We start from the raw sequence: 12,645 nt of genomic DNA, 5'->3' as shown, positions 1-12,645 counted from the left end.
TTCCAATCCAAACTGAGTCGAAAGAATCGGGCCAATCGTCGTGCGTGCAAGTGGTACGCTAGTCCTGATGAGACTCTCCAGTTCTGATATGCCTCGTGCTGAATCAGCTGATGTTTCAGCTACGTCGTGCTACTACTGGCCTGCAACGGCCTCGGAACTGACGTCATCACTCATTTTCGAATTCCACACGGGAACGTCCGACGAATCCACCCAGGAACCACTCCCTGAGAGACAGCTCATCCTCCGGGGCCATATCTCCCGGGAAACGGTGTTCCTCTGTCTGCGCGTAGTTGAGGATTGCCACTGGGAGAACGCCGCCGAGCGTATTGCCGAACAGCACTGGCAGAATGATCTCCCTGGTCACCGGCCAGAGGGCAGCCTCACCGTGAAAGAACAGATACAGCCCATCAGTCATCGAGGTGATGATGTGGAACAACCCTGTGACGGGAATCGTGTACATGATGAGATAGATGAGGAACAGTCGCGCAGTGGAGGTGCGCACGGCGTGGTCTAACCAGACGAGTCCGCCGACGAGCCAGCCCGCGAAGACCGCTTTGAAGAACACGTCCCACCACGGCATCCGAAGGATTTCGAGACCGAACTCTCCGGCCACGACTGCGGCGTCTGCCGAAAGCACACCCGTATTCGCCAACATGAATGCGCCGATGCCGACGCCGATGAGGTTGCCGATGATGACGAGTCCCCAGACGCGGAGCAACGCGGGGATGCTCGCGAGGCGTGTGAGGACGAGTGTCACGGGCGGGAGCGTTTCTTCCGTGTAGAGCTGGTAATGACCGAGGATGATGAAGATGAATCCCAGCGGATAGAGGAACGGCTTGATGAGGGGTGCAGTGTTCCCCACGGCAGCGCTGACGGCAGCGTATGCCATCACAGTCAGCGTGATGGCGAACCCGGCAGCGATTCCGCTGAAGAACAGCTCCTGGTTTCTGGATTCCATTTCTTCTTCGGCACTCGCGACGATGCGCTGGAAGACCTCGCCAGCAGAAAAGCGGTCGCGGACCGCCTCGCCACCCGCGGGTGCACCGCTTTGCGCCTCGTCCAGTGCCCCCCGAATATCCGTTTGATTCGAATCGTCTTGAGGACTCACAGTGTACTATCTCGTTGTAGTCGTTCGTCGCACAAAAACTGAATGACGGACAGTAATACCACCCTCATGCCCGCTCTCATGGTCCGGAGAGTAATCCACAAACACATGCTCCTCGGGCGCTCAGTAACGCAGTTGAATGACACAGTGGCTGTACTTGAGTACTGGAGGTCAAAGTCCCCTATCCGGTGAGGAGATCACTTCTAGAAGGCCGACCTACTCGACGTCGACGCTCGTTTCTACGTCGTAGTGCAGCTGCATCGTGCGCGTACTCAGGACCGCCGCGAGTTCTTCAGTCACGTCGGGATGGGCGGGCGTGCTCGCAGGCTGCGAGCACCGCGCCGGTCTTGGTGGTCTCGTCGAGGGCGTCCATGGCGCTCTCGATCGAGTCAAGGCGGTGCGAGTAGTCGCCGTCTGTCCGGAGCCGCATACTCGTTTCGTACACACGACCCCGCTTAACCCATGTATTTCGAGCAACTGGAACCCCGATTTCGCCCCGATTTGGCCTCGATCTCCTCGGTCACCCTGGTCGCGGCGACCTCGCAGCGATGATGGGCGGGGAGATATGCACACGACCGAGCGCGTCTCGTGTGCATATTCAGGAGTCGGATTCTCGGCGCGCGTTACCCCGTGCAGTAATAGGAAATCCGATTAGAGAATCATAGATCCAACTCCTCTCCGTAGTCAGTGAGTAATGCCATGACTGTGTAGAGAAACGTGAACAGCGCCAAAAGAAGAGCAAGGAACACCACCACGAGACCAACGACTTCGAGTGTTCCCGCACCGTCTAGAAGCCTAAGAAAAAGAAATGTCGCGCTGCTGAAGCCTGTAATTGAAGAGAAGAAAAGCGAAAGATACGCCGCTGTTTGAGTAATCCCGATTGCGTCATCGTCCTCATCAAGCGTCAGGGTGAATCGAGTGATAGCAAAGACAACTGTGGTGAGTAGAATCGAGACTTCTACGATTTTGATAAGTGTAGAGTTTAGGGCCACTGATTCCCAATTTTAACCACTTATCCTTCAATCTCACTAACCAGGAAACGCTTTTGTGATTTAGATTTTAGAATGTTAATATGAGTGAGATAGGCATTCTTAAGGAGATCCTTGGTGGAGCAACGGATTATTACGAGTATTGGAAGGACTATAAAGGAGAACGAATCTGTATTCGGCAACAAACTATCGCTGCAGGTGGCAAATCACGGGGGAGCGTTAAACAGAACATCTACATAATCGAGGGGACAGTTAGTAATGTCACGTCCTATCCGCCAGGATTCCTTCTCACTGAGGTTGAAGAGTACGTTCAGTTCCGCGATACAGAGATAAGTCTCAGTGCTGGCAATATCATGGACGCAATTGCGGGTGTAAATGATAAGCAGGTCTTGCGGGAGGTTGACGAGAAGTATGTTTCATTCGATGCGATTGAGGAAATCGAGCCGAAGGGCGCTTCCGAAGCGGCCTCTATACCGTTCAAATAAGAGGTCTAGATGGATTTCTGGTAGAACTGTTTCTGCTGGATGAGACGGCGGTGTGGTGTGTTTTGAATTGGTGGCCTTAGCCACACCCCTAACGGAGACCCCAACGGGGTTTGTTGGGGTCTCCGCTGGGTGCGGCCACGGTCGCGCCGACCGAATGGGAGCGCGCGACCGTGGCCGCCGCGCGCTACCCCCCCACCCCTACCCATAGAACGGTGGTTTTCGGGTGGAAACAGCCTGAAAACAGCGTGTAGAACAGCGTTGCCACTACCCGCGGGCCGCGCTACCCGAGGAGCTTGAATGCTCGCATCGAGGTCGCGCCGTCGTCGTGGTCCCATCGCACGGTTGCTTCTCGGAAGCGCGTCGGGTCCTGGCCCGCCTCACGCCAGAGGTCGAAGGCGCGCTTCACTCGGTAACCGACCTTCTTCGGACCGGAGACACGCCCGCTCCACGACACGCTGCCCATGTCACCGAGGTCGATCTCCAGGGCGTCCGCGCGGTTCCGGATGTCCACGCCATGCTTGTTGCACCACGCAACCCACTCGGCCATGGCATCCGAGACGCCGCGCTCGGCGGTCTCGATGGCCTTCGCGGTCGTCTCCGCGGCCTTCCGCGTCGCCTCCTTCGCGTCCTGCACGGCGTCGTGGACCATCTCGGCCACGTAGTCCGAACGCAGACCCACCTCGCCGTAGCGCCGGTCGACGAGCTCGTCCATCGCGCGGAGCGCGCGCCGGACGCTCCCGACGTGGCGCTCGTTCTCCTCGGCGATATCCGCCGGAGAGACTTTCCCGCCGTCCGTGACGAGCGTGGTCAGGGATTCCCACTGCACGGGCGAGAGACCGTCAGCAAGGTGGCGCACAACGACGCTCTCCTGCTCCTGGCGGACGCGCGTGAGGTCGAGACTGATGGGGTCGGGGCCGCGCTCGCTCGTCGACGGCGTCCAGTAGGCGTCCATCTCGACGAACGCGCTCCCGCCCATGTTCCCCGGCGAAACGTCGATCCCCGCGTCCGCGAGCACCGAGAGGACGGTCTGGTCGAGTTCGCGTTCCAGTTCCACGAGGTCGTCCCAGCGCACGGTCTCGGTGACCGGGACGAGGGAGGTCTGCAGACTCGCGCCGACCTTCGGGTGATACAGCGCCTCGTCTGCGTCCATGCTGGCTGCCTCACGGGCGTAGTAATGTTTCACCTCCTTCGGGTAGCGGTGGCCGGGGAACGCCTCTCCCATCCGCGTGGCGTCGAGCGTGACGGTGTGGTAGTAGCCAGGGAGGTTCCGCCCATGCCCATCGTCGTCGTTCTGCACCAGCTCCCGAGACTCCGATCGGTCGTTCTCGAACAGGTCGCTCGATCGGACGAACGCAACATCCTCGACTCCTTCGGGAAAACCGCCAGGCTGCGGCGGCGTGGTTTCTGCAGTCTCTTCGACTCGTTTAGAGACGGGGCTGTTTCCGGACGAGTCCCGGATAGACGATGCCTAGTGGACGACTAACAGCGTCGTGACTGCCAGACTCGGGAACGCGAAGAATCGCTATGACTCGCTGGGACTGAGCGAACGTGTCGCGTTCGCGAAGGTCAGCGAGTCCGCTGACCGAAGTGAGCGAAGCGAACGAAGGAAAGTGGACTCGCTGGGATTTGAACCCAGGGCCTCTTCCTTGCGAAGGAAGCGATCTACCCCTGATCTACGAGCCCGCACCCGATGGAAGCCGTCGGTCGCACTTGAGGGTTCTGTTTCGACCGTCGAATCGCCGGACATTCGGACGGTGTTCGCGCCGCCGGCCGGCTGACGGACGCCATCAGTCTCGGCCGATGATGAGGTACAGCAGGAAACCGAGGACGCCGCCGAAGAACGCGACGAGCGCCCACAGCACTGGACTGTCGGTACTGTTCCGCTGAGCGTCGCTGTACACCCACAGCGGCAGGACGATTGCGAACACGAGCCAGAGCAACGCGAACAGCGCGAACAGTCCCGCGAATGCAGCCATGACTCAGCCCTCGAAGTGTCGAAGCAAAAGGCCCCCGGAGGGTACAGCAGCGATTTGAGTGTGGGAATCGACTGCAGGGCGGCCTGCACTCCGATTCCCGGCGGCTGTGGACCATCTCGTGACCGCGGCGTCACGCCGACGGGTGCGCAGACGCGATACTACCCGGGAGAGTGTCGGAAAAAGACGTGATATCCGCAAAGCGGCTCGGCTCAGTTCCGGCAGACCCGATGTCTGCCAACCTTCGCAAAATCGAAGATTTTGCTCAGTCCTGCAGGACGATCTCGATGTTGACGTCGTTGGGAACCTGAATCCGCATCAGCTGGCGGAGCGCGCGCTCGTCCGCGTCGATGTCGATCAGACGCTTGTGGACGCGCATCTCCCAGTGCTCCCAGGTAGCCGTCCCCTCACCGTCCGGGGACTTCCGGGATGGGATTTCGAGCGTCTTCGTCGGGAGCGGAACCGGACCGCTGAGCTTCACACCGGTCTTGTCCGCTATCTCCTGCACGTCGCCACAGATGTCGTCAAGGTCGTCGGGATCGACGCCGGAGAGACGAACGCGTGCCTGCTGCATGGATTAGGCTTCGTTGACGTCGATGACCTTCCCGGCGGCGATGGTCTGACCCATGTCACGCACCGCGAAGGAGCCGAGCTCCGGAATCTCGGAGGCCGGCTCGAGGCTGAGGGGCTTCTGCGGGCGCACCGTGACGACCGCGGAGTCGCCGGACTGGATGAAGTCCGGGTCCTCTTCCTGGGTCTCGCCGCTGGACGGGTCCATCTTCTTGTCGATGGATTCGATGGTACACGCGACCTGCGCCGTGTGGGCGTGGAAGACCGGCGTGTAGCCGGCGGTGATGACGCTCGGGTGCTGCATCACGACGATCTGCGCCTGGAACGTCTCGGCGACGCTCGGCGGGTCGTCGGCAGGACCACAGACGTCACCGCGACGGATGTCGTCCTTGCCGATGCCGCGGACGTTGAAGCCGACGTTGTCGCCGGGCTCTGCCTTGTCCACTTCCTCGTGGTGCATCTCGATGGTCTTGACCTCGCCACCGACGTCAGACGGCTGGAAGCTGACGTTGTCGCCCATGTTCATCGTACCAGTCTCGATACGTCCGACGGGGACGGTACCGATACCGGAGATGGTGTAGACGTCCTGAATCGGGAGGCGCAGCGGCGCGTCCGTCGGCGGGGACGGCTCCGGCAGGCTGTTGAGCGATTCGAGGAGCGTCTCGCCGTCGTACCAGGGCGTGTTCTCCGAGGACTCGGAGACGTTGTCGCCCTCGAACGCGGACGTCGGAACGAACGACGCGTCGTCCGTGTTGAAGCCGACCTGACCGAACAGGTCCTTCACGTCGGAGACGACGGAGTCGTACTCGCCCTCGTCGTAGTCGACGACGTCCATCTTGTTGACAGCGACGATGAGCTCGTCGATGCCGAGTGTTCGCGAGAGGAACACGTGCTCGCGGGTCTGGGGCGCCACACCGTCGTCTGCGGCGACGACGAGAACGGCGTTGTCCGCCTGGGACGCGCCCGTGATCATGTTCTTCACGAAGTCGCGGTGGCCCGGACAGTCGACGATAGTGAAGTAGTACTCGTCGGTGTCGAACTCCTGGTGGGCGATGTCGATGGTGACACCACGCTCACGCTCTTCGGCGAGGTTGTCCATGACGTAGGCGAACTCGAAGCCGCCCTTGCCCTTCTCCTCTGCCTCTTCCTTGTGCTGTTCGATGACGTGCTCGGGAACGCTCCCCGTCTCGTAGAGGAGACGCCCGACCATCGTGCTCTTGCCGTGGTCGACGTGGCCGATGACGGCCAAGTTCTGGTGCGGTTTGTCGCTCATGGTGGGATATCGCGCTAAAGGCGCGCTCTGTGGGAGTTATTCGTCAGTTCGCATTAAAACCATTTCGGTACGCACTCAGCGGCAACCCGCTCCCGTCCAGCGGTTTGTGGGAACGTATCGCACGATGTGGCGTCGAGTTCCCGCAACTCGAGTCACTCCAACCGGTCGACGTCCGCGAGCACGGCGGTCGCCGTCTCGGGGCCGCCAGCCCCCGGCCCGGAGAGCGTGAGTCGGCCAGCGTGCGTGGTCTCCAGTTGGACGGCGTTCGTCGTCCCCGACACCGCGAGCGCGTCGTCTTCCGGGACGAGTCGCGGGCCGACGCGCGCGCCGTGCTCGGTCACCTCGCCGACGAGGCGAACCGGCCGGCCGTCCTCGGCGGCGAGTTCGAGCGCGCTCACGGGAACGTCGGTGATCCCCTCGACGTCGACGTCCGCGAGCGAGTGGCCGCCGCCGTGGACGACGTTGGCGAGAATCGCGCATTTCAGCGCGGCGTCCGTGCCCTCCACGTCGAACGCCGGGTCTGCTTCCGCGACGCCGAGATCCTGGGCTTCCGCGAGCACGTGCTCGTAGTCGAGGCCGTCGGCGGCCATCCGCGTGAGCAGGAAGTTCGCGGTGCCGTTGAGTACGCCGCGTACCGCGGTCACGCGCTTCGCACCGACACCCTCGATGGTCGAGAGCACGGGAACGGCGCCGCCCACCGTCGCCTCGAAGCGGACCTCGCCCGCGCTCTCACGTTCGAGGGCGCGCACGTCGTCGTAGCGCTCCGCGACCGGCCCCTTGTTCGCGAGCACGACGTGCCGGTCGCGCTCGAGCGCCGCGCGGACGTGCTCGAAGCCAGGTTGGGCGTCCCCGAGCGTGGTAGGCGTCGCGTCCACGAGGACGTCGTAGTCGGCAGCGAGCACGTCCGCCGGGTCGGCACTCCCGACAGCCCCAGCGTCGTGTTTTCGATCGAGTGCCGTCGCGACGTCGACGCCAGCCTCATCCACGACAGCGCGCGTGGAGTCCGCGAGCGCAGTCACACTGTACCCGTGTTCGCTGGCGAGTCGCGCGACGGACGCGCCGACCGCGCCCGCACCGAGAACGCAGAGCTTCACGCCTCGCTCACCAGCGGTTCGACGACGCGGAGGTCCGCCTCCGCTGCTACCTCGCGCACGGTGTCGAGTGCGTTCTCGGCGCCGCCGGTCTCGACGGCGAGGCGGAGTCGCGCGCTCGACGCACCCCCGGCGTTCGCCTCGCCGGCGAGCGTGAGACCCTCGACCGACGCGCTCGCACACGACTGGAGGCGAGCGAGCGCGTCCGAGACGTGGGCTTCGAGGTCGTCGCCGACCAGCAACACGGTGAGCGCGTCGCCGTACTGTTCGGCGTCGGCACTCACCACTCGCACGCCCGCGTCCTGGATGTCGGCGACGATGCGCTCGAAGCGCGCGGGCGAACACGTCAGGTCGACTTCGACGGGGATTTGGCCGCGCGGCGTGAGCGACCCGCGTTCGTGGAACACCGAGCGCAGGTTCCCGCCGTGGTCCGCGATGGGGGAGAGTGCGCGCAGCAACTCCCCGGGTTCGTCGACGAGTTCGAGGCGGAGCGTGTGCGCGCAGTCGTCGCTGCTCATCGCGGCGCCCTCACAGGAGACGCGGCGCGTGTTGTCGGCGTCGAGCGAGAGTGCCGTCGCTCCGTGCCGATTCCACGCGCAGCGCGTCTGCCTGCGTGCATGCCCCGAAGTGGGGGCGCTCTCCAGTATAAGCCTTCGGCTGGGTCAAAACTTGGCGCCAATCGACCACACGTTATGCAACCTACACAGCCGGTAGTTGTGCGGAAGACACCAGCATACTCGCGCTCCGCGCGAGTTTCACGGCGAGCGTGGCGAGCGCGGGACGTTTTTAGCGTCCTCCGGAGCGAAGCGACGGAGGGCTCGGGAGAGCTGAGCTCTCCCGGCGTAGATTTTTGCAAGCAAGGGTGCGCTCCGCGCACCCTCCGCAGTAAAAAGGTACGCTCTAGAAGTAGTCGATGCTCTCGGGGAGCTCGAGTTTCATGCCCTTGCGCTCGCGGATCTCGTTGATGATCTCGGGCTGGAGGTTGTCGGCCATGACGCGGAAGCCGGCGTTCTCGGTGTTCCAGGACGCGCGACCCTCAGTCGCGGAGCGGATGTCACTGGAGAAGCCGATCATCTCCTCGACGGGCGCGATGCCCTCGACGACCATGAGGTCGCCTTCCTGGTACATGTCGTCGACGCGGCCGCGGCGGCCCTGCACTTCGCCGGACGCAGCGCCCATGTGCTCGGACGGAACGTCGATGCGGACGTCCTGAATCGGTTCGAGCAGGCGGACTTCGGCGTCGATGAGCGCGCGGTGGACGGCGTCGCGGACCGCGGGGATGACCTGCGCGGGGCCGCGGTGGATGGCGTCCTCGTGGAGTCGCGCGTCGTGGAGACGGAGCAGCGCGCCCTGCACGGGTTCGGCGGCGAGCGGACCGTCGTCGAGCGCCTCTTCGAGACCCTCGTTGACGAGTTCCATCGTCTCGTTGAGGTGCTGGATACCCTTCGTGTCGTCGATGAGGATGTTCGTGCCGTGGATGTTCTCGACTTCCTGGGAGGTGTCCTTGTCCATGCCGGCTTCCTGGAGCGCTTCGCGGCGCTCCTGTTCGGGCATGTCCATGGAGACGTCGCCGAGCTGGATCAGTTCGACAATCTCCTCGCTGAGGGGTTCGAGGGTGATGTAGAACTTGTTGTGGCGGTTCGGGGAGACGCCCTCGACCTCGCGGGAGGACTGCGTGGGCTGTTCGCGGTAGACGACGATGGGTTCACCCGTGGTGACCGGAATGCCCTGGTTGCGCTCGATGCGCTGTGTCTGGACTTCGAGGTGGAGTTCACCCTGCCCGGAGATGAGGTGTTCGCCGGTGTCCTCGTTGATCTCGATTGAGATGGTGGGGTCCTCCTTGGAGACTTGTCGGAGCGTCTCGATGAGCTTCGGCAGGTCGTCCATGTTCTTCGCTTCGATGGACTTCGTGATGACGGGCTCGGAGATGTGGTCGATGGACTCGAACGGCGTCATCTCGACGCTGGAGACCGTGGAGCCAGCGATGGCGTCCTTCAGACCGGTCACGGCGGCGATGTTGCCGGCGGGAACGCTGTCGACCTCCTCGCGCTCGCCACCCATGTAGATACCGACGCTCTGCACGCGGTTCGTGCCCGCGGTGCCGGAGACGTAGAGGTTCTGGCCCTTCTCGATGGTGCCAGAGAAGACACGTCCCGCGGCGATTTCGCCGGCGTGCGGGTCGATGCCGATGTCGGTGACCATCAGCACGACATCGCCGTCCTCGTCGACGAGACGCATCGTGTCGGCGAGTTCGGAGTCGGCGTCGCCGCGCCAGATGCGCGGAATACGGCGAGGCTGAGCGTCGACCGGGTTCGGGAAGTGCTCACACACCATGTCGAGAACGACGTCCGACAGTGGCGTGCGCTCGTGGAGCTCCTGGCGCTTGTCGTTGCGCTCGAGTTCCATGATGTCGCCGAAGTCCATGCCCGTGCGCTGCATCGACGGCATGGAGACGCCCCACTTGTAGAGCGCGGAGCCGAATCCGACGGTGCCGTCCTCGACGGAGACCGTCCAGTCGTCGATGTCGTCCATCTCCTCGGTCATTCCGCGGATGAGCTCGTTGACCTCGTTGATGACCGAGAGCAGTCGCTTCTGCATCTCCTCGGGGCCTTCCTGCAGTTCGGAGATGAGGCGGTCGACCTTGTTGATGAACAGCGCGGGCTTGACGCCCTCGCGGAGCGCCTGCCGGACGACCGTCTCCGTCTGGGGCATCGCGCCCTCGACGGCGTCGACGACGACCAGCGCGCCGTCGACCGCTCGCATCGCGCGGGTGACGTCCCCGCCGAAGTCGACGTGGCCCGGCGTGTCGATGAGGTTGATGAGGTGGTCGGTGTCCTCGTACTCGTGGGTCATCGAGACGTTCGCGGCGTCGATGGTGATACCGCGCTCCTGCTCGTCCTCCTCGGTGTCCATCGCGAGCTGTTCGCCGGCGGTGTCGTCGGAGATCATGCCGGCACCCGCGAGGAGGTTGTCAGTGAGCGTGGTCTTCCCGTGGTCGACGTGCGCGGCGATGGCGATGTTCCGGATCTGTTCCGGATTGTCCATCAGCCGTTCGCACTGTTCGACAATCTTCTTTCGTCGTCCCATTGGCCATTGCTACTGCCAGCGGGTTCAAAAGGGTAGTGTTTTGCCGGAGGCACGGCACGCCGGAGCACGCCCGTACGCCACGAATCCGGGCGTTCACTCGCCCGAGAATGTGCCAACGTTACCCACACCAAAAGCGCCTTCAACGCTCGTGGCGTGAGAAACAACTGCATGGATTTGCGCGTGACGGGCGCGGGTCCCGCCGGCCCGTTTCTCGGCGCCCGCGACCTCTTCGAAACCGCACACGACCTCGAGTTGCCCGTGCGCGTCCGCATCCGCGAGAACCCCGACGAGCGGACGTGGGCAGGCCACTTCGAGGACCACCACGTCCTGAACATCTCCCAGCAGGCCGCGACCAGCGCGATGGCGCGCGAACTCGCACTCCACGAGTTCGCACACATGCGCCGCCACGAGCAGTCACACCCGAGTCACGTCCTCTCGATGGACGAAGTACTCTACCTCGCGCTCACCGGGCGGCGCGTCGAGCGGCGCGTCCTCACGCACTGCTACCAGATCGCGAACCACGTCAAGGACATCTACGCCGACGACATCACCCTCGCGGTCGGCCCGACCCACAAACTCGTGTCGTTCCTGGAGTCCGAACTCGCCGCCGCGCTCGCCGACCAGCCGGTCGCCGGCGCGCGTTCTGGCCACCGTCTCACCGCCGGCGCTGACCCGACGATGACGGCCGTGAACGCGGCGTTCGCGGTCGCGCTGCTGGAGCGACACGACGCCATCCCCGACGACCACCGCATCTACGATCTCGCGTACGCCGCCGGCGAGGACGCCCCCGAGATCGACCTGGAGACGTTCCGGGACCTGTTCGCGTCCCTGGCCGCCGACCCCGACGAGAGCGAATGCCGGCGCGGCCTCGTCGACACCATCCGCACGTACGTCGACGCACAGGAAACCACGAGCGGGCCCGCTGCCGACTGACTTCAGGTCCGCTGCAGACCGACACCGACCCTGGTTGTCGTGGCGCGGCGCTGTCGCCGTAGACGGGGGCTGTTAGCGCAGTCGTCTCCTGAGTTTCGCCCCGGAGCACGGACCGCTGAATCACTGCGTGGACGAGGAGATTCGACGGCATCCGGCGCGACCGCCGAACAGTTGCCGTCACCGAATCGACGTCAGGCAGCACGGAATTTTTGAATCAGCGAGCGGAAGCCAGACCCGGTGAGGCGCCAGCATCAGAACCTCGTTTTGTTCGGGTTATACAGCGTTTGTGGCGCGCTCGTCTTCGTCGGCGCGAAACTCGGGATGCCGGACGTGCCGCCGTTGGTGTTCGCAGCGCTCCGTCTCGACATTGCTGGCGTGGCGTTGGTCGCAGTCGCTGTGTGGAGTTTGGAGTACTGGCTCCCTCGCACTCGCCGTGATCTGCTTGGGGTGGTGGTCGTCGGCGGGTTCACGCTCGGTGTCATGAACGCGATGCTTCTCGTCGGGCAGCAGTACGTGACCAGCGCTGTCGGCGCGATTGCCTACAGTTTAATGCCGATACTGACTACGGGATTCGCCGTTGTTCTGTTGCCGACAGCGTCGCTCGATCTCGTTGACGCGCTCGGCATCCTCCTCGGATTCGTCGGGGTCGGTGTCGTCGCGCATCCATCGCCAGTAGGCATGCACGCGGACCGCGTCATTGGATTCGGACTGATGGTCGGGAGCGTCGCGGTCTTCGCACTCGGAAGCGTGGCGACCCAGCGAATACAGCCAGCCCTGCCACGGCCCGCACTCACCGCGTGGGGTGTTCTTCTCGCTGCGGTCGTGAACCACGGCATCGCTGTCGTTTTCGGACGCTCACTGACCACGATCACGTGGACGTCCGCTGCCATCGCTGGCGTCTTCATCGAGAGTGTATTCGCGACGGCCGTCCTGTACGGAATCCACTTCGAACTCATCGACAGAATCGGCCCGGCTCGGACGAGTCTCAGTTTCTATCTACAACCGATCGTCGCTGCACCGATCGGGCTAGTCCTGTTCAACAATCAGTTGACAGTCACGAGTCTCGTTGGCTTCCTCGTCATCTTCGTCGGGTTCGTACTCGTCGAACGACAGTTGCTACTCGACTAGTGAATCCACCG

Annotated in this window: 13 protein-coding genes and 1 tRNA gene; 3 read left to right on the top strand and 11 right to left on the bottom strand. The window is 63.3% G+C overall.

The window, feature by feature from the left end:
- Positions 1-166: 166 nt before the first annotated feature.
- From LT970_RS01450 to LT970_RS01440, 3 genes are all read right to left on the bottom strand, one after another.
- Positions 167-1,108 (bottom strand): formate/nitrite transporter family protein, encoded by a 942-nt coding sequence (locus tag LT970_RS01450; RefSeq protein WP_269785474.1) that lies wholly within the window; start codon positions 1,106-1,108, stop codon positions 167-169.
- Between the two features lie 289 nt (positions 1,109-1,397).
- On the bottom strand, positions 1,398-1,535 hold the full coding sequence (locus LT970_RS01445; RefSeq protein WP_232687187.1) for a DUF7692 domain-containing protein: 138 nt from the start codon (positions 1,533-1,535) through the stop codon (positions 1,398-1,400).
- A 229-nt stretch (positions 1,536-1,764) separates the two neighbouring features.
- Positions 1,765-2,097 carry a hypothetical protein gene (locus LT970_RS01440; RefSeq protein ID WP_232687186.1) on the bottom strand — a complete coding sequence of 111 codons (333 nt, stop codon included), beginning with the start codon at positions 2,095-2,097 and terminating at the stop codon, positions 1,765-1,767.
- 80 nt (positions 2,098-2,177) lie between these two features.
- On the opposite strand from LT970_RS01440, the gene LT970_RS01435 reads away from it, so the two are divergent.
- Positions 2,178-2,579: a hypothetical protein gene (locus tag LT970_RS01435; protein ID WP_232687185.1), complete on the top strand. Its 402-nt coding sequence runs from the start codon at positions 2,178-2,180 to the stop codon at positions 2,577-2,579.
- 280 nt (positions 2,580-2,859) lie between these two features.
- Here LT970_RS01435 and LT970_RS01430 read toward each other — a convergent pair whose 3' ends face one another.
- The 8 genes from LT970_RS01430 to LT970_RS01395 all read right to left on the bottom strand — a co-directional run bounded on the left by LT970_RS01430 (position 2,860) and on the right by LT970_RS01395 (position 10,573).
- Positions 2,860-4,038: a DUF7845 domain-containing protein gene (locus LT970_RS01430; RefSeq protein WP_489886104.1), complete on the bottom strand. Its 1,179-nt coding sequence runs from the start codon at positions 4,036-4,038 to the stop codon at positions 2,860-2,862.
- Positions 4,039-4,190: 152 nt separating this feature from the next.
- Positions 4,191-4,262: transfer RNA gene (locus LT970_RS01425), tRNA-Ala, on the bottom strand.
- A 104-nt stretch (positions 4,263-4,366) separates the two neighbouring features.
- On the bottom strand, positions 4,367-4,555 hold the full coding sequence (locus LT970_RS01420; protein WP_232687183.1) for a PLDc N-terminal domain-containing protein: 189 nt from the start codon (positions 4,553-4,555) through the stop codon (positions 4,367-4,369).
- A gap of 262 nt (positions 4,556-4,817) precedes the next feature.
- Positions 4,818-5,126 (bottom strand): 30S ribosomal protein S10, encoded by a 309-nt coding sequence (gene rpsJ, locus LT970_RS01415; protein ID WP_232687182.1) that lies wholly within the window; start codon positions 5,124-5,126, stop codon positions 4,818-4,820.
- 3 nt (positions 5,127-5,129) lie between these two features.
- A complete protein-coding gene (gene tuf, locus LT970_RS01410; protein ID WP_232687181.1) occupies positions 5,130-6,395 on the bottom strand; it encodes a translation elongation factor EF-1 subunit alpha in 1,266 nt (421 codons plus the stop codon).
- Between the two features lie 152 nt (positions 6,396-6,547).
- Complete coding sequence (locus LT970_RS01405; RefSeq protein ID WP_232687180.1) at positions 6,548-7,489, bottom strand: homoserine dehydrogenase; 942 nt, start codon at positions 7,487-7,489, stop codon at positions 6,548-6,550.
- Positions 7,486-8,004, bottom strand: a complete 519-nt coding sequence (locus LT970_RS01400; RefSeq protein ID WP_232687179.1) for an amino acid-binding protein — start codon at positions 8,002-8,004, stop codon at positions 7,486-7,488. Before LT970_RS01400 ends, LT970_RS01405 begins: the two co-directional genes overlap by 4 nt.
- Positions 8,005-8,386: 382 nt before the next feature.
- The gene (locus LT970_RS01395) at positions 8,387-10,573 is read right to left on the bottom strand and encodes an elongation factor EF-2 (RefSeq protein ID WP_232687178.1); all 2,187 of its coding nucleotides are present in this window, start codon (positions 10,571-10,573) and stop codon (positions 8,387-8,389) included.
- 168 nt (positions 10,574-10,741) lie between these two features.
- On the opposite strand from LT970_RS01395, the gene LT970_RS01390 reads away from it, so the two are divergent.
- On the top strand, positions 10,742-11,506 hold the full coding sequence (locus LT970_RS01390; RefSeq protein ID WP_232687177.1) for a DUF5781 family protein: 765 nt from the start codon (positions 10,742-10,744) through the stop codon (positions 11,504-11,506).
- A gap of 237 nt (positions 11,507-11,743) precedes the next feature.
- Positions 11,744-12,634, top strand: a complete 891-nt coding sequence (locus tag LT970_RS01385; RefSeq protein WP_232687176.1) for a DMT family transporter — start codon at positions 11,744-11,746, stop codon at positions 12,632-12,634.
- The last annotated feature ends 11 nt before the right edge of the window (positions 12,635-12,645 follow it).

This window comes from Halobacterium zhouii (assembly GCF_021249405.1).
Lineage (GTDB): Archaea > Halobacteriota > Halobacteria > Halobacteriales > Halobacteriaceae > Halobacterium > Halobacterium zhouii.
Note: the sequence above shows the minus strand (reverse complement) of the source record. Positions and strands in the feature narration are given on the sequence as shown.